Below are 20,790 nucleotides of genomic sequence, written 5' to 3' on the forward strand. Positions count from 1 at the left end.
GAGGCCCATTGTATCCCGGAGACGCATCATGACCCACCCCACTCGTCGTCAGCTTTTCGGTTCGACTCTCTCCGCCGCGGCGCTGTCGGCTTGTTCGATGCCGCAGCGCGTGCAAGCGGAGCAGCCGGCGTCGGACCTGAAACTATGTCTGAACACAGCGACGATTCGCGGGCAGAAGTTGCCACTCGATCAGCAGATTGATGTGACGATCAAGGCGGGGTACGACGGCATCGAGCCGTGGGTCGGCGACATGGAGGCGTACAAGAAGGCGGGCGGATCGCTGGGCGATCTGGCGAAAAAGTGTGCGGACCACAATTTGAAAGTCATCAGCGCGATCGGCTTCGCGCCGTGGATCATCGACGACGACGCCAAGCGTGCGGCGGGTCTTGAACAGGCCAAGCGCGACATGGCGCTGGTGAAGGAACTGGGCGGCACGCATCTGGCCGCCCCGCCGGCCGGCGCGACCAGGGAGCCGGTCATCGACCTGTACGTCGCAGCGGAGCGATATCGGGCGCTGCTGGACATCGGGCACGACATCGGCGTCATCCCGGAAGTTGAAGTCTGGGGCTTTTCGCGCAACCTCGGCAAGCTCAGCGAGGCGACCTTCGTCGCCATCGAAGCCGGTCATCCCGATGCGTGCGTCCTGCCGGACATCTTTCACTTGTACAAAGGCGGCACGGATGCGTCATCGCTGTCGCTGCTCGGCCGCATGGCGATTCGCTCGTTTCACTTCAACGACTACCCGGCGATGGACCGAGCGCAGGTGACCGACGCCGACCGCGTCTACCCCGGCGACGGCACGGCGCCGATCGGCCAAATCATCAACATCCTCCGTGAAAACCGCTGCAACTGCTATCTGAGTCTCGAGTTGTTCAACAAGGCGCTCTGGCAGCAGGACGCCTTGACGGTGGCGAAGACCGGCCTCGAAAAGCTGCGGGCGGTGGCGCGACTCTGACGCGCCGCGCGTATTCCACATCCATTTTTCACCCTCGCGGCGACGAAAAATTGTATTGACAATAACCATATCGCGCCGGTATATTTTCGCCGCTCACGTCCGAGCGCGAGCAAAGGCGCAGAATCTCGGTGCGATACGGCCCACGCATTTCTGGGTCGGGGTTTGAGTCCAAATTCTTCCAGGAGAGGAATTATGTTCCCGTTGCGCAGCTTCGGTTGTGTGGTTGTGGTCTGTCTGTTCCTTGTCAGTTCCGCCGTACAAGCGGCCGTTTCGACGGCCGGGCTTGCAGCGTACTACACCTACGAAACGGATCTCAATGACGTGAGCGGAAACAACGTCAATCCCGTTAATTCCCCCACCGGTTTCATCAGCGGCACGAGCGTTTTCGACAATGCTTATCAGGACGACGACGACAGCTCCGTCGATCTGGGCTCCGCGCTGGCCGTCGGCACCAATAATTTCACGGTTGCCGGTTGGGTGCGCGGCAATTGGGATGTGCTCAGCACGACGGCGGTTCTGGTCGGCAACAAGCTCGACGGCACCGATGTGGGCTGGGGCCTGGTGCGCTGGGACAACGCCAATTTCCTGTTTTTCATCCGCACCGCCAATATGGCCAGCGAAGTCGCCGCCGGGCAGACTTTCGGGTTGGACTTCAGCGGCACGCAGTGGATGTTCCTCGCGCTGATCATCGACCAGACCGCCGGCACCGCGACGCAGTTCGGCGGGTGGCAGGACGGCGTCACCGGCGTGTCCTTCCAGACCGCCTCCATCACCCCCGGCAGTCTCGACGGCTCGACCTACAACGGCGGGCACACCGGCATGGGCATCTACGGCAGCGGGTCGCTGCTTTATGACGAGTGGTCCTTCTGGAACCGGGCGCTGACCCACGATGAAATTCTCGAACTCTACAACGGCGGGGCGGGCCAGCAGCTCAACCTCATCCAGTCCGTTCCCGAGCCGATGTCCTTGGGCCTATGGCTCATCGCCGGCGCGGGCCTGATCGGACGTCGTCGTTCCTGAGTCGATTTGCAAGTCCAACCAAAAGAAGGGTCAGCCCCACGGCTGGCCCTTTTTATTTGTCCCGCAGAGATGGACGCGCAGGCCCAGCGACGCCGCCATCGACGCTTTGACGAACATCGCCTTGTCCGCGTCCTTGTCGTTCTTGGCGTAGACGACCTGAATGTGGTTGCTCTGATGTTTGGCCATCATCTGATCGCGCGACACGCCGTAGGTCACCGCGTGCATGATCGGCCACTGCGGCGTCGTGGCGTCCCAGCGGCGCTGCGTCTCCGTGAGCGGCAGTTCGATCACCTTCGCGCGGCCGATGTCCATGTTCAGCGCATCGTCGGCCACATAAATCCGGCTCCATACAATTTCGCCCGGCCGGCTGATGCCCTTGAGCGTTGAACCGCCCAGCCGGAAGTACATGGCGGGCTGCCGCTCGCCGCTGGCGCCTTGCCAGCCGTCGATGAAATGTGCCGGCGGGGCGCTGCCCGAAATCTCGAATACCCAGACATATTCATCCGTCGTCCCGCTCGCGTCCCAGTCGCCCCAGCGCAGATCGTGCAGCGTGTTCTCGACGGGTTGGCCCATCGCCTTGTGTACGCGGTACGTGAGCAGTCCGTCGAGGCCGGCGCATTCGTCGACTTCGTTGAAGTGCGGCAGCGGATTGCCGCGGTAGAGTTGGGTATCACCCTTGTTCTCCGTCGCCGTCACGGGCGGGCGGTCGGCATTGTTGAGCATGCCCTCGACCAGATCGCTGGCGGGCAGACAATCTTTCAAACCCTGCTGGTATTGAATGCCGATCGTGTCGCAACCGAAGTCGTGCGCGATGCGCACGGCGGCGATGTACATCTTGCATTGCGTGAGCACCTGCCACTCGGTCAGATCGTTTTCCTCATTGGGCCCGAACTTGAACTTCATACCCTTGGCGATGAGCCATTCGAAAACGCGCTTCGCTTCCGCATCCGTCACGCGGCTCGTCGCCGCGAAGAGCGCCGATTGACTGAGGCGTTCCTTATAGACGCCGGTCGGGTGGAGCAGGTGATCGGGGATGATGGCGTTGAACATGCCCATGCATCCTTCGTCGAAGACGCCCATGATCGCCTTGTCGCGCTGAAGCTGCGACGCGAGGACTTCGCCGAGTTTGCGTTCGGCCGCCGGCACTTTGACCTTGGCGAGCGGGGCGACATGCGTGATGCGATGGCTGACCTTGCCCTTCTTGAGCCAGGTGTCGAGACTTTTCAAAAAGCGATCGTCCTGCAGGAAGTTTTCGCTCCAGAGCGTCGAGTATTTCACGCCGGCCTTGGTGAGCGAGCCGTTGAGATTGAGCATGCCGACGAGCCCGGGCCACTGGCCGGACCAGTTGGCGACGGTGAGGATCGGCCCGCGGTGCGAGATGAGGCCGCTGAGGACATGATGCGAATACTGCCAGACGGCCTCGGCGACGATGAGCTTCGCATCGGGGTCGATGTCGGCGAAGATGCGCATGCCGAGTTTCTGCGAGTCGATGAAGCCGTGGCCCTCGGAAGCGCGGTACGGATGCGCGCGGACCAGTTCGTACCCGCAGGCCTTGATCGCCGCGGCGAGCTGCGTCTCCATCGCCTCCTGCGCCGGCCAGCACACGCGATTCGCCGCCGGCCTCAAATCGCCGCTCGCCACCAGCAGCACTTGCTTGCTCTTGACCTTCGCGACCTTCGCCGCCTTGGGCATCTTGTAACTTGACATGCGTTGCCTCCATCTTTGGAAAGGTGGTATGGTATGTTCCGAGGTTCGATTTCGACTTGAGTTTTTCATTCAACATACTGAGAGATTGACGCACATGCTTCGCTACAAGCTTTTGCATCCGACGATTCTCGAATGCCTCGGCCGCGCCGGTCATCATTCCAAGATCCTCATCGCCGACGGCAATTACCCCTCGGGCACGACGCTCGGGCCCAACGCGACGCACATCAATCTGAATCTCTCGCCGGGCGTGGTAAGCTGCACGCAGGTGCTTGAAGCGCTCGTCGACGCGGTGCCCATTGATGTGGCGAACACGATGGGCATTCCCGCCGACGATCCCTACGCTCAGTCCGACCCGCCGATCTGGGACGAGTACCGCGCGATTTTCAAGAAGGCCAAGCTCAAGCTCAAGCTTGAGCCGATTCAGAAGTGGGACTTTTACGAGGCAGTGCGCGGGCCGGATCTGATCATGACGATTCAGACGGCCGATCAGGCGTTGTGGGCGAACCTGCTTCTTTCGATCGGCGTCCGCAAGCCCGGGCAGTAACATGGCTGTGCCCTCGCCACTTTTCGAGCACGATCAGGCCGCCGATGCGCTCTTTTTGCCGTGGGGCGACAAGGCGCAAATGGTGGCGCAGCTTGACGTCATCGAACTCGAGTACGCCGCCATCCGCAAGACCGCGGCGATGCTCGACAGTCCGCATCGCGGGCTGCTGCGCATCAGCGGCAAGGACCGCGTCGATTTCCTGCACCGCATGCTTTCCAATGACGTGAAGGCGATGAGCATCGGCGACGTGCAGCGGAACTTTCTGCTCAACGCCAAGGGCCGCATCATGGCGGACCTTTTGCTCATCGCCCGCGAGGATGCGACGCTCATCGACCTGGACATTCACCAGGTCGAGCCGATCGCAAGGGAACTCGACAATCTATTGTTCGGCGAAGATGTGAAGATCGAAAATCTCTCGCAGTCGCATCATCGCATCAGTTTTCACGGGCCGAACGCTCAGCAGATCGACGCGCCGACGGCGATGAGCTACCGCTACGACGAAACCGGCGAAATCGGGATGCATTACTGGCTGCCGGTCGGCGACGTCATGGCGTTCGCCGACGGCGGCGAGACGTTCCGGCGCATCGGCTGGCTGGCGTTCAACATCGCGCGGATCGAAGCCGGGCGGCCGATGTTCAACATCGACTTCGGCGCCGACTCGCTGCCGCACGAGACGGGCGTGCTCGACGAAGCGGTGAGCTTCACGGCCGGCTGCTACCGCGGGCAGGAAATCGTCGCGCGGATGCAGAGCTTGGGGCATCCGGCGAAAGTGCTCGTCGGTTTCCGGGCGGAGGGCGAAGCGATTCCCCCGGCGGGCGCGCCGGTGCATGACAAGGACGGGCCGGACGCGCAGCTTGTCGGCGGCGTGACCAGTTCGACGTTCGCCCCGATGCTCAGTCAGGCGCCGATCGGGTTCGCGATCGTCAGGTGGAGTCACCGGGAAATCGGTACACTGTTGTCAGCCCCCGCGGAGGGTCGGCATGTTCCCCTTCGCGTGCATGAGCTGACATTTTTCAGGAAGGGTCGGACATGAAAATCGCGCTCGGCACGGATCACGCCGGTTACGAATACAAGGAGCAGATCAAGGCCATGCTCACCGGGCTTGGCCACGAGGTGCTCGACTTCGGCACGTTCTCCAACGAGAAGTGCGACTACCCCGATTTCATCCGCCCCGCCGCGCTGGCGGTGCGCGATGGCAAGGCGGACCGGTGCATCGTGCTCGGCGGGTCGGGCAATGGGGAGGCGATCGCGGCCAACCGCGTGCCGCATGTGCGCTGCGCCCTGTGCTGGAACCTGGACACGGCCAAACTCTCGCGCATGCACAACGACGCCAACGGGCTGTCCATCGGCGCGCGTCAGGTGTCGGGAGCACTGTGCCTTGAAATCGTGCGCATGTGGCTCAATACTGATTTTGAAGGCGGACGCCATAAGGTGCGCATCGAAAAGATCGACGAACCCCTGCCGTGACCTCCCTCTCCCTCCGGGAGAGGGCCGGGGTGAGGGTGCTTCCGTGGTAAAGCCGTGCAGTATTTTTGACAATTGCTGGATCATTCAAGGAGGCCCTTCATGCCCGCATCATCTTCGCCGATCGATCGACGCGACTTCCTCAAAGGCGCGAGTCTGGGCTCGCTTACCGCGGCGCTGGGCGCGGCGATTCCCTTCGCCGCGCTGATGCCCGAGGGGCTCATGCCCGTCGCCCTCGCCGATGTGCCCGAAACGGACATGATGAAGACGAAGGACGGGCTGATCCTGCTGGCCGACAAACCCGTCAACGCCGAGACGCCGGCCCATCTGCTCGATGACGCCGTCACCCCATCGAATCGTCATTTCGTCCGCAACCACGGCTTCGTGCCCGAGGCGGCGATCAAACAGGACGCCGCCGGCTGGACGCTGACGATCGACGGCCAGGTCGATCGCCCGATGACGCTTTCCATCGATGACCTCAAGAAGGATTTTGAGGTTGTCACGCAACAGCTTGTCATCGAATGTGCCGGCAACGGGCGGGCGTTTTACAGTCCCGGCGCGTCGGGCAATCAGTGGACCACCGGCGCGGTGGCGTGCTCGCAGTGGACGGGCGTGCGGCTGCGCGATGTGCTCAACAAGGCGGGCGTGAAAAAGTCGGCCGTGTACACCGGACACCACAGCGCCGACGTGCACCTGTCGCGTCTGCCGGGCAAGGAGGCGCTGTCGCGCGGCGTGCCGATCGAGAAGGCGATGGATGAGAAGAATCTCATCGCCTTCGCACAGAACGGCGCGGCGATTCCGCCGCTCAATGGTTTTCCGCTGCGGCTCGTCGTGCCCGGTTGGGCCGGTTCGTGCTCGCAGAAATGGCTCACGCGCGTCGAGCTGCGCGACAAGGTGCACGACGGCGAAAAGATGCTCGCCCCGGCGTACATGATGCCCAAACACCCCGTCGCGCCGGGCGAGACGGTCGCCGATGACAACTGGGTCATCATGTCCTCGCTGCCGGTCAAGTCGGTCATCACTTCGCCGCGCACCGGGCTCAAGGTCGACGCCAAGAAGGAACTGGAGGTGCGCGGGCATGCCTGGGCCGGTGATCGGCTCGTCGAGAAGATGCACATCAGCATCGACTTCGGCGCGACCTGGATCCCCGCTTCGCTCGACAAGCCGGTCAACCCCGGCGCGTGGCACAACTGGCGTGCGAAGATCGCGCTGCCGGAGGCGGGTTACTACGAAATCTGGGCGTGCGCGACGGACGATCAGGGCGTGGCCCAGCCGCCCGTCACGCCCGGCTGGAACCCCAAGGGCTATCTCAACAACATGCAGCACCGCATCGCCGTCTTCGCATCGTGAACCGCATGACTCGACGCCTGATCATCCTTATGCTGCTGCTCATCGCCGCCGGCTTCTCGATCGGCGCGGACGAGCCGTACGATCCGATGGCGCGTCTGCTCAATCGGCCGGCGCCCAATCCGTATGACCCGATGCAATCGCTGCCGCGGCTTGAGACGTACATCGACTACGACCCGATGCCCGTGTACGCCCGCCGCGCGAACGTGCCGCCGGGCGATCCGATGGCGGCGCTCGTCATCGTCGACGCCCCCGCCGCCCCAATCGGCGGCGAACTGCTCGGCGGGCTACCCCCCGGCGACGGGCGCGACACGACGCTGGGCCTGTGCAGCATGTGTCACTCGCTCCAACTCGTCACGCAGCAGCATCTGACCGACGCCGCATGGGACGAGCTCTGGGTCACCATGATCAAAAAGAACGGCATGCCCGACGTCGGCGAACCGGCACGGACACAGGTGCTGACGTACCTCAAACAGCATTTTTCCGCGGGCAAATCAAAATAACAATGGGTTCAAACCGTCGCGGCGGCTTCGACGCGGTCGCCGAAGAGGGCGAGGGGTTTGGCGGTGTGGATTTTGACGGGGACGATGCGGCCGATCATCTCCGCCGGGCCGTCGAACATGACGATCAGGTCGCCGCCGGTGCGGCCGGTCAGTTGCGTCGCCGCTTCGGTCTGCTCCCAGCGGAGTTCGACATTGGAGGCGGGGGGACTTAAGTCCCCCCGCCGCGCGACGCCGCGCTTGACGTGCTGGCTCACGCCTTCGACCATGACCTCGAGCGTCCTGCCGATCTGCTCGTTGGACACCTGCTGCGACACTTCCGCCTGCACCTCGAGCAGCTTCATGTTGCGATAGCGCTTCGTGTCCTCATCGACATCGTCGGCGTACTTGTCGATGGCGAGCGTGCCGGGGCGCGGGGAATACTTGAAGATGAAGCTGTTCTTGAAGCGGCAGCGGCGGACGAGATCAATCGTCATCACGAATTCCGCGTCCGTCTCCGTGGGGAAGCCCACGATGAAGTCGCTGGCGAACTGCACGTCGGGCATGAACCGGCGCGCCCGGTCGATGAAATTCACGTATTCCTCGACCGTGTACTCCCGGTTCATGATCTTGAGCACGCGATCCGACCCCGACTGGGCCGGCACATGCAGATAGCGACAGATGCGCGGCGAATCGGCCATGACCTGCAAAATGTCATCCCCGAAGTCGCGCGGATAACTGGTCACAAAACGCAAGCGCGCGATCGCCGGGACTTCATCGTGAATGCGCTTCAAGAGATCGGCGAAGCTCGTCACGCGGCGGCCGACGTTGAATTTGCTGTCGGGATTGCGGAACGCCCCGCCGCCGGGTCCGACCTGCGGTTGCTCGACGCCGTTGACGCTCACCGCCGCGCCGTGATCGTAACGGTAGTGATTGACGGTCTGCCCCAGCAGCGTGACTTCGATCACGCCCGCGTCGGCAAGCCGCTTGCATTCGTCAATGATGTGCTCGGGCGGGCGATGCACCTCAGCCCCGCGCGTAAAGGGCACGACGCAGTAGGTGCAGAACTTGTTGCACCCGCGCGTGATCCGCACATAGGCCGAGCCGTTGTGATCCTCCGCGCTGATCGAACGCGAAAGGTCGAGCAGTTCCAGTTCATCCGCCGCGGCGGCGAGCGTCGATGAGCGGCGGGCGTTGTGCCCCTGCAAAGCGGTCTGACGATGGCGCGTCTTGACCACGTTGTCGATGAGCAGCGGCACCTTGTCCAGCTCGCCGGGCCCGCACATGAGGTCCACCTGCGGATAGCGTTTCATCAACGTCGCCCCGTCACGCTCGGCCATGCAGCCGATGACGCCGACGACGACATCGCGGTTGGCTTTCTTGAGATGCGTCGCCTCGCCGAGCCGGCCGTAGACCTTGTCCTCCGCCGCCTGCCGCACGGAGCAGGTGTTGTAGAGCACGACATCCGCCCCCGCCGGGTCGGGCGTGACGACATATCCGAGCGAGCGAAGCTGCGCGACCACCAGTTCGCTGTCCAGCACGTTCATCTGGCAGCCGAAGGTTTCGAGATAGACTTTGCGTGTATTTGCGTCAGACATCGCGGCCTGATTTTACCGGGGTGCGGCGGGCAATTCGACTGTACAAGGCGGGGGGACTTAAGTCCCCCCGCCTCCTTCAATCATCATCCACATACCGCCCCGTCTTCGGATCATGCTTGCGCCGGACCTCGCCCCGCCCGTCGAGCTCGATGAGATAATCCGTCGACTGCGGCTCGTTGTACGAAAAATCATCGTCGAGCGGCGTCCAACCCCGCCATATCTCCCCGAAGCGCGGCTGGACCATGATGTGCTCCCGCCGCCAGATGAGCACATTCGCATCGCGCCCCGTCGGTTCGCCGAGCGTGTCCACCACCTGCGCCTCGGTCATGCCGCGCGACACGTCCTGAAAATGCCGCCCGACGAACGCATACTTCCGTGCGAACATCAGCTCGCGCATCCAGATCGCCCCGCCCCAGATCAGCCCGACCGTCAGCACGATCGCGCCCGCCCGGCGCGTGCGGCGAAAAAGCAAAAGCCCGCACCCGAGCGCCGCCAGCACCGCCCCGCCGACGAACCACAGATAGTAGATCAGCACGACCGCGTATCCGATCAGAGGCGCCATGCCCTGATCATACCGCCGCGGCGATCGCGCGTGTCCGAGTCGTCACAGAGGTCACCCGATGAACGCCCCGACCGTGAAATGCGAAACGACCGTGGCGAGGGTCTGCGACGTCGCGATCGAGAGCCCCACGCCGTACCAGAGGATCGACCAGGCCGCGACGATCATCGTCACTTTGACCATGTCCGTGATTTCCATGCCTTGTTCTCCATCGCCGCACGCATGGCGTAGAGCAACAATGCCGCGCGTTCGTCGCCTCGGCCACCGCCGCGCCAGTCAATTCTCGACCGCTCGCACCGGTCGTACCGATTGTGCGGCCGGCCGGAGCGTGCGATGTCAAAATGGTCAAGCGATGCGGATCGCGCCGTCACAGCACCGCGTTCCGCTCCTGATACCCCGTCCATAACTCGAACCAGTACGCCAGAAACTGGTACGGCGCATACTGACGGTAATACCGCTCGGCCGCGCGCGTGACGTGCCGCTGCGAGCCGTCGATCCGATGCACCTGCCGCAAGTGCCGCAGCAATTCGCTGTCCACCGCCAGCCGATTGTAATGCCCCAGATGCTGCAAGATGTTGTTCGCCGCATACGGCCCGATGCCGTGAATCTTCACCAGCGCCGCGAACAATTCCTCCGTCGTCCGCCCCGCATCTTCATACCACGCCAAATCGATCCGCCCCTCATGCACATCGCGCGCCAGCCGAACGATCCGCTCCGCCCGATACCCCACGCGGCACCTCTCCTTCACCGCCCCCGCCGTCGCCTTCGCCAGTTCCCCCGGCGTCGGAAATGCCCCGCCGCCGTAGTGCTCGCACAGCTTCACGTTCATCACCTTCGTACTCGACCATGCGACGTTGCAGCTCGTGATCGTCTTGATGATGTCCTCGAAAAGCGTCGGCGAGCGGAACAATCGCCCGAACTTCCGCCGGGCGGCGTCGGGATGGAGCCGATGCCATCCCGCAAAATCCTCGTCCATCCGCAGCATCCGCGCGACCTGCTCTTTGATCGGCGCGTGGTCCGCCCGGCGGAGCGTGCGGGTACATGTGATGCGAATCATCCGCCCCGCCGGTTGCGTGATGCGCACATCCACCGGTTTGTCCGCCGCGTCGCGCAGCGGGCGATGCAGCGTCCGCGCCGCCGCGTCCCAATGGTTCGGCGCCAGCTTGTAGTACCCGTAAAAACACACCGCCGCCGTCAGATCGAATCGCGCGGGAACCGGCATGGAAAGAACGCTGGGCATCTGCGAGAGTATAATCACCCGCACCCATCGGCGGATTCGCTCGCCGCCGCACGCAGGAGTCGCCGCATGCCTGTCCACATGGAGCTTTCGCGCATCCTCATCACCGAAACGCAGGACTATCAGGTCATCTACCTGCGCGAAGTCGACGGCGACCGCACCTTCCCCATCGTCATCGGCATGTACGAAGCCGCCGCCATCGAACGCCGCCTCAAAAACATCCCCGTCAAACGCCCCCAGACCCACGAACTCCTCGCCGACGTCATCGAACAACTTGGCGGCGAACTCACCCAGATCGTCATCAACGACCTGCGCGACGGAACCTTCTTCGCCAAACTCGTCGTCCAGCAGGACGGCCAAACCCTCGAAATCGACTCCCGCCCCAGCGACGCCATCGCCCTCGGCATCGCCAACGAAGTCCCCATCTACGTCGCCGAACACGTCCTCGAAGAAGCCGGCGGAGCGAACGGGTAACACAACGCACATGCCCCCGTTTAGCCGCGACCCGCAGGGAAGCGCGACGGGGAGCGCTCCCCTGCGGGTCGCGGCTAAACAACCCGATTCAATTTGTTTGTCACGCCCGCTCCGTGTGTCCCCATTTCCATTCGCGGACTTCGGGGAGGTCCTGGCCGTGCTTTTCGATGTAGCGGCGGTGTTCGATGAGTTTGTCTTTGAGGGCTTGTTTGAGGTAGATGCCCGGCTCGCCGGTTTCTTTGACGCGGTCGATGACGTCCATGACGAGGTGGAAGCGGTCGAGTTCGTTGAGGACGGTCATGTCGAACGGCGTGGTGATGGTGCCTTCCTCTTTGTAGCCGCGGACATGGATGTTGTGATGGTTGCGGCGGCGGTAGGTGAGGCGGTGGATCAGCCAGGGATAAGCATGGAAGGCGAAGATGACGGGTTTGTCGGAAGTGAAGAGTGCGTCGAAGTCGGGGTCGGTCAGGCCGTGCGGGTGTTCGGTGTGGGGGACGAGCTTCATGAGGTCGACGATGTTGACGAGGCGGACTTTGAGATGCGGAAGCTGTTCGCGGAGGATCGAGACGGCGGCGAGCGTTTCGAGCGTCGGCACGTCGCCGCAGCAGGCCATGACGACATCGGGTTCGTCGGCCTGATCGTTGCTGGCCCATGACCAGATGCCGATGCCTTCGGCGCAGTGTTTGACGGCGGCGTCCATCGAAAGCCACTGCGGGGCCGGGTGCTTGCCGGCGACGACGACGTTGACGTAGTGCCGGCTGCGCAGGCAATGATCCATCACGGACAAAAGGCAATTCGCATCGGGTGGGAGGTACACGCGGACGATCTCGGCTTTTTTGTTGACGACGTGGTCGATGAAGCCGGGGTCCTGATGGGTGAATCCGTTGTGGTCCTGCCGCCAGACGTGCGAGGCGAGGAGGATGTTGAGCGAGGCGATCCTGCGTCGCCAGGGCAGATGCGAGGTGACCTTGAGCCATTTGGCGTGCTGATTGAACATGGAGTCGACGATGTGGATGAAGGCCTCGTAGCAGTTGAAGAGGCCGTGGCGTCCGGTGAGGAGGTAGCCCTCGAGCCAGCCCTCGCACTGATGCTCGCTGAGCATTTCGACGACGCGTCCGGCCGGCGCGAGCCGCTCATCGCCGGGCACGGTTTCGCCGAGCCACTGGCGGTTCGTCACATCGAAGACGGCTTCGAGTCCGTTGGAGATCGTCTCGTCGGGGCCGAAGATGCGGAAGTTTTTCTGATCGTCGTTGAGCTTGAGGATGTCACGGAGGAAGGGGGCGAGGACGCGCGTGTCGCCCTTGCCGCGGACGCCGGGCTCGGGGACGTCCAGGGCGTAATCGCAGAAGTCCGGCATGCGCAGATCGCGCAGGAGGAGTCCGCCGTTGGCATGCGGATTGGCCCCCATGCGTCGATCGCCCTTCGGGGCGAGCGCGGCGAGTTCGGGCTTGAGTCGGCCTGTTTCATCGAACAGATCGTGCGGCCGGTAGCTGCGGAGCCAGTCTTCGATGAGCTTCAGGTGGTTCGGTTTGGCGCGGGGGTCGGAGATGGGAACCTGGTGGGCATGAAACGTACCCGTGTTCGGCACGCCATCGACTTCCCGCGGGCCGGTCCAACCCTTGGGCGTGCGCAGGACGATCATTGGCCAGCGCGGACGGCTTGTATCGCCCTGCCGCCGCGCCGCGTGATGAATCGCCTTGATCTGCCGCACGGCTTCGTCGAGCGCCGTCGCCATCGCTTCATGCATCAGAGCCGGTTCGTCGCCTTCGACAAACAGCGGCGTGTAGCCGTAACCGTGAAACAGCGCCGCCAGCTCGTCATGCGAAATGCGGGCGAGCACGGTCGGGTTGGCGATCTTGAAACCATTGAGATGCAGGATCGGCAGGACGACGCCGTCGGCCGCGGGGTTGACGAACTTGTTGGCGTGCCATGCGGTCGCCAGCGGGCCGGTCTCCGCTTCGCCATCGCCGACGACGCAGGCGACGATCAGATCGGGATTGTCGAAGACGGCGCCGTAGGCGTGACTCAATGAGTAGCCCAGTTCGCCGCCTTCGTGAATCGAGCCGGGGCACTCGGGGGAGGCGTGGCTCGGAATGCCGCCGGGGAACGAGAACTGGACGAACAACTTGCGCAGCCCGGCTTCGTCTTGCGTGATGTTCGGATAGATTTCGCTGTACGTGCCTTCGAGGTACGTGTGGCTGACAACCGTCGGTCCGCCGTGCCCGGGGCCCGACACGTAGATCATGTTCAGGTCGTGCTCATTGATGATGCGGTTCAGATGCACGTACACGAAGTTCTGCCCCGGCGACGTGCCCCAATGCCCCAGCAGCATGTTCTTGATGTCGCTCATTTCGAGCGGCCGGCGCAGCAGCGGATTGTCATACAGATAAATCTGCCCCACCGACAGATAGTTCGACGCCCGCCAGTAAGCGTCCATTTTCTCGAGCATTTCGGGAGATAACGTCCGGGTCGTCATGGTTCACTTCTTTCCCTGTGCGGCGATTTCGTCGAGCAGGCCATTCACCAGCCGCGCGATCAGAAGCGCCTCGTCCGTCGGAACGACGCGCACGGCGACCTTGCTCGCCGCCGCACTGATGAGTGTATCATTCGTCGCGTTGCGCGATGCGTCGAGCGCGACGCCCGCAAACGCAAGGTCCGCACAGATGCGCGAGCGAATCACCGGTTGATGCTCGCCGATGCCGCCGGTGAAGACCAGCGTGTCGAGCCCGCCCAGCGCCGCGGCGAATGCGCCGATCCATCGGCGCACCTGATAGCAGAACATCGTCACCGCCTCCGCCGCACGTTCGTCCCCCGCTTCGCGCGACAACAGATCGCGCATGTCCGAACTCGTCTCCGATACGCCCAGCAGACCCGAAGCATGATTGACCATGTCATTGAACTGATCCGCCGTCATCCCCTCGGCGTGCGCCAGATACGCGACGAGTCCCGGATCGATGTCGCCGCTGCGCGTGCTCATCATCGTGCCCGCCGTCGGCGTGAAGCCCATCGTCGTGTCGATCGGCTTCCCATCGCGCACCGCCGCCAGACTCGCCCCATTACCCAGATGCGCCAGCACCACCCGCCCCGTGGCCGCTTCGCCCAGCTCGTCCATCAGGTACGCATACGACAAGCCGTGAAACCCGTACCGGCGAATACCCATCGCTTCGTACCGCCGCGGAATCGGAAGCATGCGACTGACGCGCGGCAGATCGTAAAAGAACGCCGTGTCGAAACAGGCGACCTGCCCCACGCCGTCGAGCCGGTGACCCATCGCCTCGATCAGCGCGATCTCCTGCGGCAGATGCACCGGGTCGAACGGACTGAGCCGCCGAAGCTCATCGAGCATGGCGGCGTCGACAAGCTGGGGTCGCCAATACGTCGGCCCGCCGTGTACGATGCGATGTCCGACCGCGGCCAGATCAGCCGTCGCGCCCAGCGCGTCGAGCCGGTCGATCAGTTCATGCACCGCCGCGACGTGATCGGGCATGTTCACCGATGCCTCCAGTTCGACATCGCCATGCATGACCAGCCGGGCGTCGGGGAGCCCGATGCGTGAAATCGCCCCGTCGAGGATGCGGCGGATCGACGTGCCGGCCTCGAAAAGCGAGAATTTAAGACTCGACGAGCCGCCGTTGATCGACAGGATGTGCCGGGCCGCTCTGGACATAGGGTCTCCCGCCGCATTGTACCGATCGGCGCGTCGACAAAATAATCGCCCGCCCCTTGTAATGATCGCCCGGCGGCGGCTGACATAGATATGGAGAGTTCCCGAATGAACGATTCGGCTTCGCATTCCAATCGCTATCAGCGGCTCGCCGAGCAGTGGACGGCGGCCCAGCCGGTCGTCGCGGGGTTCATCGCCTCGATGATCCGCGATCGACATGCGGCGGAGGACGTGCTGCAAAAGACCGCCTCGGCGCTCGTCGCCAAGTACGACGAATATGACCCGTCCCGCCCGTTTGCGAGTTGGGCGATGGGCATGGCGCGCTTCGAAGTGCTTAATCATCTTCGCCGCTCGCGCCGCGATCCGCACCAGTTCGCCGGCGCGACGCTCGACGCCGTCGCCGCCGGTTATGAGCAATTGCACGATGAGCTTCAGGACCGCAAGCGGGCGCTGGCGGATTGCATGGACGAACTGCCCGACCGCAGCGTCGAGCTTTTGACGCTGCGCTACACCGACGACCGCACGCCCGCGCAGATCGCCGACGCGATGCGGACGAACGCGAATCGGGTGCGCGTCATGCTGCACCGGGTGCGCGAGCTGCTCGCCGAGTGCATCCGCCGACGGATGGAGGGCGAACGCGCGTGAGCACGGATCGTTCCATCGCGCTGATGCACGCCTACCTCGACGGCGAACTCGACGCCGCGGGACATCGTGAGCTGGCCGACTGGATCAACGCCTCGCCGGATCACGCGGCGATCTTCACGCGGCAGACCTTCGACGATCGGCGCATCCGCGACGAACTGATCGCCCGGGAGTACCAGACGCTTCGCCGCGAAGCGCGGCTCAGCGTCGGCGTGAAGGAATCGTCCGCAGCGCCCCAGGCCGACCCTGAGCCCGCCATGGGGCGACGCGTCTGGTACCTCAAAGGTTCAGCGTTCAGCATCAACGCCGTGCTCGCCGCGCTGCTTGTCATCGCCGCCGCGTTGACCTACTTATTCTTGCCTTCCACTCCTCACTCCCAACTCCCCGCTCCCCACTCCGCCGCCCCGGCATCTTTCGCCATCCTCAGCGACCTCTCGAATGACGCCGCGTTCGCCGACGGCGAGCTTTCCCTCGGCTCCGCCCTCACAGCTCCGATCAAGCTCACCGCCGGCTCCGCGCAGATCATGTTCAACTCGACCGCCGTCGTCGACCTGATCGGCCCGTGCGAGTTTCAAATGACCGGGCCCAACCGCGGGCGGCTCACGCATGGGCGTCTTGAAGCGACCGTGCCCCAAAACGCGCACGGTTTCACGGTCGATCTGCCGCATCAGACGCACGTCATCGACCTCGGCACCGCCTTCCGCATCGACGCCCCCGACGACGGCGAGCCGACGATTCATGTCACGCGCGGCCGCGTCGCCGTGACGCGCGACGATCCGGCCAACCCGATCGCCCTGACGCTCGCCGCCGGGCAGGTCATGCGTTGGGTCGCCGGCCGGGTCGTGCTCAACGACGCCGACCTCGCCGCCGCCGCGCCCCAGCGCGTGCTCAACATCGACTTGGGCCCGACACCGGCGTACGACGGACCCGGCGTGGCGGGCGCGGGCGGACATTTCTGGAACCGCGTCGCCGGTCCCACTGCCGACAAACTGCTCGCCGCCGACGGCAAAACGCCCTGGCCCCTCACGCTTGTCTCCACCGTCAAGATGCACGGCCAGCGCCCCGGGCAGGCGATCGGCCTCTTCGATGATTACGCTTTCAGCCACATCGGTTCGTCGCCGTGGACGATGCGCCTCGACGGACTCGACGACCGCCGCACCTACGACCTGATTCTTTTCGCCGCCACCGGCATCGCCCAAGGCGCCGACTTCACCGTCGCCGGCGTGACGCGCTCGACCACCGGACGCGGCGCCGACGCCTTCAGCGACGGCGACAACTACATCCGTTTCGTCGCCGTGCGCCCCGTCGCGGGCATCATCGAAATCACCGTCAGCAAAACCGACAACGCCCTGATCTGCAACGGTCTGCAGATCGTCGCCAACGAACCACAACAAACGCTCGCAACGGATGGAGCTGCAGACCATCCGCACGATGTCAAACCCTAGCGGATGGTCCGCTTTGGAGAGAATGTGATTGAAATCCTGAACGGAATTGGAAGGAAACGACTTTTATGAATCGGATCCACACACTCGTCATGCTTGGCCTGATCCTTGCCTCGGGTTCCGCCCGCGCTGCGATCGTCGCCGGCGACAAGATCGCCATCGACGTCATGAACGCGTCGCAGTCCACGACGACCTACGCCTTCGCCGGCATCTTCGCCCCGACGAACGCCACGTGGAACATCAACAACGGCAACGCGCTGTTCACCAACCTTGCCAACACCGCCGGCTCAACCGTCACCGGCGTCACCTTTGACTCCGTCCCCAAGACGATCGGTTCCTCCGGCGGCGTCTGGAGCAACTGGGGCTCGGTCGTCGTGGCCGGGGAGACAAACAGCGTCACGCAGGACTATATCTTCGACGGCAACTCGAACAAGACCGATACCAACTACAACGGCACGGGAACGGCCTTCGACGCCGGCAGCCGCTTCGGCGGTCTGGATGTGACCCTCCATTACAACATCGCCGTCCACATCAACCGCATTCAGAGCAACGGCGCGCTGGACGGCGCTTCTGTCACGATCGGCGCCGCGACGATCAACCTCCCTTCGTCCGGCGCGAATGCGGCGAATCTGACGGCGTGGAACGACGGCGGATTCACACCCGGCCTCTCCTCCGCCGTCTTCCTGAACGTCGCACCGACAAGCGGCGGATTCATCAACCTCTTCTACAACCGTGCCGGGGCGAACCCGTTGATCTTCACCGGCATCGAGATTCAGGCCATCGCCATCCCCGCCCCCGCCGCACTGCCGGCCGGACTGGGTTTGATGGCGCTCACGCTGGCGCGCCGCCGGACGCGCCGCTGAAACGGAATGTCCGCCTGCTCGCGGCCGCCGGGCGAAAGCCGGGCGGCCGCATTGACAGCTTGACGTCGCCGCTCGCGTCCGAGCAAACACTCTGGCGGGTGATGGTCTGAACGTTCAGGCCGCGGCCGGTCGGCGACGATGCGTTCGATGGACGGAAGTCGATCGAACGTGTTTGCACCCGATCATAGATCCGTCGCGCCGCTCTTTGAGCGGCGGCGATCAGGGAACGCAAGATGCGACGATGCGCCTTTACTTTGATTGAACTTCTGGTCGTCGTGGCGATCATCGTCGCGCTGGTGGCGATCCTTCAGCCGTCGCTGCGGCAGGCGCGCGAAGCGGCCTCGCGCGCCGCGTGCGCGAGCAATCTCCATCAATGGGCGGTCAGTTCGATCGCCTACGCCTCGGATTTTCAGGGCTGGTTCCCCAAGGCGACCGTCTGGACGGGCAGCACGCATCCGTACATGATCGTCGAGAACGGCGGCGGCGGATATACCGCCGGGACGAACATCGGCGTGCTGCGCGACGATTACGGACTCAACGAGCGCGTGATGCGATGTCCGAGCAGTCGGCGGATGCTGACCATGGAAGCGGTGCTCAGGAACATCGGCTATTCGTGGAGCCGGTTGCATCTGACGATGAAGCAGGCGTACAACGCCGCCAACGACACGGGCACGCAGGTGCGTTTTGAGGACTACGCGTTTTTCGCCAACGCCATCAACTACGTGGGCTCGGGCAAGCATCCGCCGGTGACGCGCGCCAGCGCCGATCACATCGCGATGCGCGTGATCGTCGGCGATGTGGTGGACTGGAACGGGTGGACGTCGTCGTGGCTGTATCCGACGTGTCACCCCGCCGCGGACGGGCTGGTGGACTGGCAGAACATCGCCACGGGCGACGGCGCGGTGCTCAGCTACTCGCAGCGCGAGTACAACCACGCGACGATGATGACCGCCCCGCAAAGCGCCGCCACGTTTCAGGCCGGGCTGGCGTACTGGTATTTTGAGGGGTTCCCGTAAACGCCCATCGGGTCAATTCACCCGCGTCGCGCACGGGTGTTTCGCTTTTCCGCGCACCGTGATGTCCAAAGCGCACCGGCGCGCCAACGCCCTCCGCGCCGGTGCGAAGCGGGGAATGGGCCACGGTCGGAGCGCAAGAAGAAGCCCGCGGCGTGTGGCCGCGGGCTTCGTGGTGGTCAGCGGATGTGACGGGAACTCAGAGCGCCACGATGCTCTGAAGCGGGCCCCAGCCCTTGCGCGGTTCGCGCCAGAGCAGGTCGTTGGCCTCGGGGATGTTGGTGATCTTGCCGGTCTTGGTGTCGCACTCGATCTTCTTGCCGACGCGGGCGACGACGTTGCCGAGCTGAATCTTGGCGGTCATCGGGCCCGAGTACGACCAGTTGGAGCGGCTGAACTCGCGCGGCTTCTCGCCCTTGCAGGCCATGATGAATTCCTTGTGGTGACCGGGCGAGCGCTCGACGAGCTCGGGGAGCTTGCCGCCGGGCTGGGACTTGATGAATTCGTTGTGCGTCTCTTCGGGAATCAGACGGGCGCTGTTCCAGTAGTCGCCGGTCACGAGCATCTTGCCCTTGGTGCCGACGACGATGTTGCCGGTGCGGGGCATCTGCCGATCGCCCAGTTCGGCGGGCTTTTCGGGCATGTAGCAGTCTTCATCATGGAACCGGCCGTCGTCGCCGATCTTCTTGTAGCCCTCGTACCAGAAGGCCTTGAAGGCGGGCTTGCCGTCCTTGGCCGGGTACTCGAACTTGTAGATGCCGCCGACCTGATAGCTGTCTTCATCCTTGACCGGCGGGGTGACGCCGACGGGCTCGACGCTGATGGGGTAGTCGGGGTCCATGAGCGAGTGGATGCCGTCGGTGGTGTGACAGGCCATGTCGCCCAGCGCGCCGGACCCGAAGTCGCGCACGCCGCGCCATGCGAACGGGTGATACACCTTATGCTTCCAGTCGCCGCCCTTGGCGAACGGACCCTCCTTCCATTCCGAGACGTACGGGCGCATCGGGGCCGCACCGATCCACGCCTCCCAATCCAGATTGTCGCCGACCTTGTCCTCGCCGGTGGGCTTGCCCCAACCCTGCGGCCAGACGGGGCGGTTCGTCCACGTATGGAACTCGACGATGTCGCCGATCGCCCCGGCCTTGTACAGCTCGTACGCGATGCGCCAACCCTGCATCGAGTGACCCTGATTGCCCATCTGGGTCACGACGTTCGTGTTTTTGGCGTACGCTTCGGCCAGAAGCTGACACTCGCGCACCGACCAGCACAGCGGCTTTTCCGTGTAGCAATGCTTGCCGAGCGAGACAGCCGTCATCGACGGAGCGAAGTGCGTATGGTCCGGCACGGCGACGAAGACGACGTCGATGTCCTTCTCGTGATTTTCGAAAATCTTCCGCCAATCCGTGTACCCCGTCGCGCTTTCCCATCCCTTCTTGCCCAGCACGCCGTTCCATTGGTTCTTGTCCACATCGGCGAAGGCGATCGCCTGTTCGCCCATGTTGTGAATCTCACCGGTGTGAGCGGACGCGCGGCCGCCGGTCCCGACGAAACCGATGCCCAGCTTGCCGTTGGCCGACTTGGCGCGGACGAGCGTGGGCATCACCAGCGGCATCGATGCGCCGGCGACGGCGACTTGCTTGATGAAGGTACGGCGGGTCGATCGGATCGTCATGGTGGCGGGCTCCAGGTAGAAGGTAAGAATCAATGCCTCGTACGGTTGCGGTCCCGGATCGGTTCACTATTCTATGGGCTCGCCCATACCGGCCGCAACCCGAAAACGCC

Annotated in this window: 19 protein-coding genes; 12 read left to right on the top strand and 7 right to left on the bottom strand. The window is 63.8% G+C overall.

Features of this window, described 5'->3' with window-relative positions; genetic code table 11:
• Window positions 1-28: 28 nt before the first annotated feature.
• A complete protein-coding gene (locus GC162_15785) occupies window positions 29-955 on the top strand; it encodes a TIM barrel protein (protein ID MBI1370101.1) in 927 nt (308 codons plus the stop codon).
• A 192-nt stretch (window positions 956-1,147) separates the two neighbouring features.
• Window positions 1,148-1,975 (top strand): hypothetical protein, encoded by an 828-nt coding sequence (locus GC162_15790; protein ID MBI1370102.1) that lies wholly within the window; start codon window positions 1,148-1,150, stop codon window positions 1,973-1,975.
• A gap of 30 nt (window positions 1,976-2,005) precedes the next feature.
• Here the strand turns inward: GC162_15790 and GC162_15795 are convergent, their stop codons facing one another.
• Window positions 2,006-3,667, bottom strand: a complete 1,662-nt coding sequence (locus tag GC162_15795; protein MBI1370103.1) for a fucose isomerase — start codon at window positions 3,665-3,667, stop codon at window positions 2,006-2,008.
• A gap of 109 nt (window positions 3,668-3,776) precedes the next feature.
• On the opposite strand from GC162_15795, the gene GC162_15800 reads away from it, so the two are divergent.
• The 5 genes from GC162_15800 to GC162_15820 all read left to right on the top strand — a co-directional run bounded on the left by GC162_15800 (window position 3,777) and on the right by GC162_15820 (window position 7,540).
• Window positions 3,777-4,226: a transporter gene (locus GC162_15800; GenBank protein MBI1370104.1), complete on the top strand. Its 450-nt coding sequence runs from the start codon at window positions 3,777-3,779 to the stop codon at window positions 4,224-4,226.
• Between the two features lies 1 nt (window position 4,227).
• The gene (locus GC162_15805; protein ID MBI1370105.1) at window positions 4,228-5,259 is read left to right on the top strand and encodes a hypothetical protein; all 1,032 of its coding nucleotides are present in this window, start codon (window positions 4,228-4,230) and stop codon (window positions 5,257-5,259) included.
• Window positions 5,256-5,693, top strand: a complete 438-nt coding sequence (gene rpiB / locus GC162_15810) for a ribose 5-phosphate isomerase B (protein ID MBI1370106.1) — start codon at window positions 5,256-5,258, stop codon at window positions 5,691-5,693. The genes GC162_15805 and rpiB overlap by 4 nt, the downstream gene beginning before the upstream one ends.
• A 99-nt stretch (window positions 5,694-5,792) precedes the next feature.
• Window positions 5,793-7,040: a molybdopterin-dependent oxidoreductase gene (locus GC162_15815; GenBank protein MBI1370107.1), complete on the top strand. Its 1,248-nt coding sequence runs from the start codon at window positions 5,793-5,795 to the stop codon at window positions 7,038-7,040.
• 5 nt (window positions 7,041-7,045) lie between these two features.
• The gene (locus tag GC162_15820; protein MBI1370108.1) at window positions 7,046-7,540 is read left to right on the top strand and encodes a hypothetical protein; all 495 of its coding nucleotides are present in this window, start codon (window positions 7,046-7,048) and stop codon (window positions 7,538-7,540) included.
• Window positions 7,541-7,548: 8 nt separating this feature from the next.
• Here the strand turns inward: GC162_15820 and GC162_15825 are convergent, their stop codons facing one another.
• The 3 genes from GC162_15825 to GC162_15835 form a co-directional block, all read right to left on the bottom strand.
• Complete coding sequence (locus tag GC162_15825) at window positions 7,549-9,114, bottom strand: MiaB/RimO family radical SAM methylthiotransferase (GenBank protein MBI1370109.1); 1,566 nt, start codon at window positions 9,112-9,114, stop codon at window positions 7,549-7,551.
• Between the two features lie 76 nt (window positions 9,115-9,190).
• A complete protein-coding gene (locus tag GC162_15830; protein ID MBI1370110.1) occupies window positions 9,191-9,676 on the bottom strand; it encodes a hypothetical protein in 486 nt (161 codons plus the stop codon).
• 364 nt (window positions 9,677-10,040) lie between these two features.
• Window positions 10,041-10,913, bottom strand: a complete 873-nt coding sequence (locus tag GC162_15835; protein MBI1370111.1) for a hypothetical protein — start codon at window positions 10,911-10,913, stop codon at window positions 10,041-10,043.
• 66 nt (window positions 10,914-10,979) lie between these two features.
• On the opposite strand from GC162_15835, the gene GC162_15840 reads away from it, so the two are divergent.
• On the top strand, window positions 10,980-11,384 hold the full coding sequence (locus tag GC162_15840; protein MBI1370112.1) for a bifunctional nuclease family protein: 405 nt from the start codon (window positions 10,980-10,982) through the stop codon (window positions 11,382-11,384).
• Window positions 11,385-11,484: 100 nt separating this feature from the next.
• Here GC162_15840 and GC162_15845 read toward each other — a convergent pair whose 3' ends face one another.
• Both GC162_15845 and GC162_15850 read right to left on the bottom strand, forming a co-directional pair.
• Window positions 11,485-13,860 (bottom strand): phosphoketolase, encoded by a 2,376-nt coding sequence (locus tag GC162_15845; GenBank protein MBI1370113.1) that lies wholly within the window; start codon window positions 13,858-13,860, stop codon window positions 11,485-11,487.
• 3 nt (window positions 13,861-13,863) lie between these two features.
• Entirely contained in the window at window positions 13,864-15,051 is a 1,188-nt protein-coding gene (locus tag GC162_15850) for an acetate/propionate family kinase (protein MBI1370114.1), read from the bottom strand.
• A 90-nt stretch (window positions 15,052-15,141) separates the two neighbouring features.
• Between GC162_15850 and GC162_15855 the strand changes: the two genes are divergently transcribed.
• The 4 genes from GC162_15855 (at window position 15,142) to GC162_15870 (ending at window position 19,011) form a co-directional block, all read left to right on the top strand.
• Window positions 15,142-15,693 carry a sigma-70 family RNA polymerase sigma factor gene (locus GC162_15855; protein ID MBI1370115.1) on the top strand — a complete coding sequence of 184 codons (552 nt, stop codon included), beginning with the start codon at window positions 15,142-15,144 and terminating at the stop codon, window positions 15,691-15,693.
• Entirely contained in the window at window positions 15,690-17,135 is a 1,446-nt protein-coding gene (locus GC162_15860; GenBank protein ID MBI1370116.1) for a hypothetical protein, read from the top strand. Before GC162_15855 ends, GC162_15860 begins: the two co-directional genes overlap by 4 nt.
• 65 nt (window positions 17,136-17,200) lie before the next feature.
• On the top strand, window positions 17,201-17,995 hold the full coding sequence (locus GC162_15865; protein MBI1370117.1) for a hypothetical protein: 795 nt from the start codon (window positions 17,201-17,203) through the stop codon (window positions 17,993-17,995).
• A 233-nt stretch (window positions 17,996-18,228) separates the two neighbouring features.
• Window positions 18,229-19,011: a DUF1559 domain-containing protein gene (locus GC162_15870; GenBank protein ID MBI1370118.1), complete on the top strand. Its 783-nt coding sequence runs from the start codon at window positions 18,229-18,231 to the stop codon at window positions 19,009-19,011.
• A 196-nt stretch (window positions 19,012-19,207) separates the two neighbouring features.
• Here GC162_15870 and GC162_15875 read toward each other — a convergent pair whose 3' ends face one another.
• The gene (locus tag GC162_15875; protein ID MBI1370119.1) at window positions 19,208-20,680 is read right to left on the bottom strand and encodes a twin-arginine translocation signal domain-containing protein; all 1,473 of its coding nucleotides are present in this window, start codon (window positions 20,678-20,680) and stop codon (window positions 19,208-19,210) included.
• Window positions 20,681-20,790: the final 110 nt, after the last annotated feature.

This window comes from Planctomycetota bacterium, from assembly GCA_016125255.1.
Lineage (GTDB): Bacteria > Planctomycetota > Phycisphaerae > Phycisphaerales > Zrk34 > RI-421.

What these genes read in the sequence shown, in the direction of transcription:
- GC162_15850 (MBI1370114.1), bottom strand. Translation starts at nt 15,051, where the DNA reads ATGTCCAGAGCGGCCCGGCACATCCTGTCGATCAACGGCGGCTCGTCG.
- GC162_15825 (MBI1370109.1), bottom strand. Translation starts at nt 9,114, where the DNA reads ATGTCTGACGCAAATACACGCAAAGTCTATCTCGAAACCTTCGGCTGC.
- GC162_15805 (MBI1370105.1), top strand. Translation starts at nt 4,228, where the DNA reads ATGGCTGTGCCCTCGCCACTTTTCGAGCACGATCAGGCCGCCGATGCG.
- GC162_15845 (MBI1370113.1), bottom strand. Translation starts at nt 13,860, where the DNA reads ATGACGACCCGGACGTTATCTCCCGAAATGCTCGAGAAAATGGACGCT.
- GC162_15865 (MBI1370117.1), top strand. Translation starts at nt 17,201, where the DNA reads ATGAATCGGATCCACACACTCGTCATGCTTGGCCTGATCCTTGCCTCG.
- GC162_15840 (MBI1370112.1), top strand. Translation starts at nt 10,980, where the DNA reads ATGCCTGTCCACATGGAGCTTTCGCGCATCCTCATCACCGAAACGCAG.
- GC162_15815 (MBI1370107.1), top strand. Translation starts at nt 5,793, where the DNA reads ATGCCCGCATCATCTTCGCCGATCGATCGACGCGACTTCCTCAAAGGC.
- GC162_15785 (MBI1370101.1), top strand. Translation starts at nt 29, where the DNA reads ATGACCCACCCCACTCGTCGTCAGCTTTTCGGTTCGACTCTCTCCGCC.
- GC162_15855 (MBI1370115.1), top strand. Translation starts at nt 15,142, where the DNA reads ATGGAGAGTTCCCGAATGAACGATTCGGCTTCGCATTCCAATCGCTAT.
- GC162_15830 (MBI1370110.1), bottom strand. Translation starts at nt 9,676, where the DNA reads ATGGCGCCTCTGATCGGATACGCGGTCGTGCTGATCTACTATCTGTGG.
- GC162_15835 (MBI1370111.1), bottom strand. Translation starts at nt 10,913, where the DNA reads ATGCCCAGCGTTCTTTCCATGCCGGTTCCCGCGCGATTCGATCTGACG.
- GC162_15795 (MBI1370103.1), bottom strand. Translation starts at nt 3,667, where the DNA reads ATGCCCAAGGCGGCGAAGGTCGCGAAGGTCAAGAGCAAGCAAGTGCTG.
- GC162_15800 (MBI1370104.1), top strand. Translation starts at nt 3,777, where the DNA reads ATGCTTCGCTACAAGCTTTTGCATCCGACGATTCTCGAATGCCTCGGC.
- GC162_15790 (MBI1370102.1), top strand. Translation starts at nt 1,148, where the DNA reads ATGTTCCCGTTGCGCAGCTTCGGTTGTGTGGTTGTGGTCTGTCTGTTC.
- GC162_15870 (MBI1370118.1), top strand. Translation starts at nt 18,229, where the DNA reads ATGCGACGATGCGCCTTTACTTTGATTGAACTTCTGGTCGTCGTGGCG.
- GC162_15875 (MBI1370119.1), bottom strand. Translation starts at nt 20,680, where the DNA reads ATGACGATCCGATCGACCCGCCGTACCTTCATCAAGCAAGTCGCCGTC.
- GC162_15820 (MBI1370108.1), top strand. Translation starts at nt 7,046, where the DNA reads ATGACTCGACGCCTGATCATCCTTATGCTGCTGCTCATCGCCGCCGGC.
- rpiB (MBI1370106.1), top strand. Translation starts at nt 5,256, where the DNA reads ATGAAAATCGCGCTCGGCACGGATCACGCCGGTTACGAATACAAGGAG.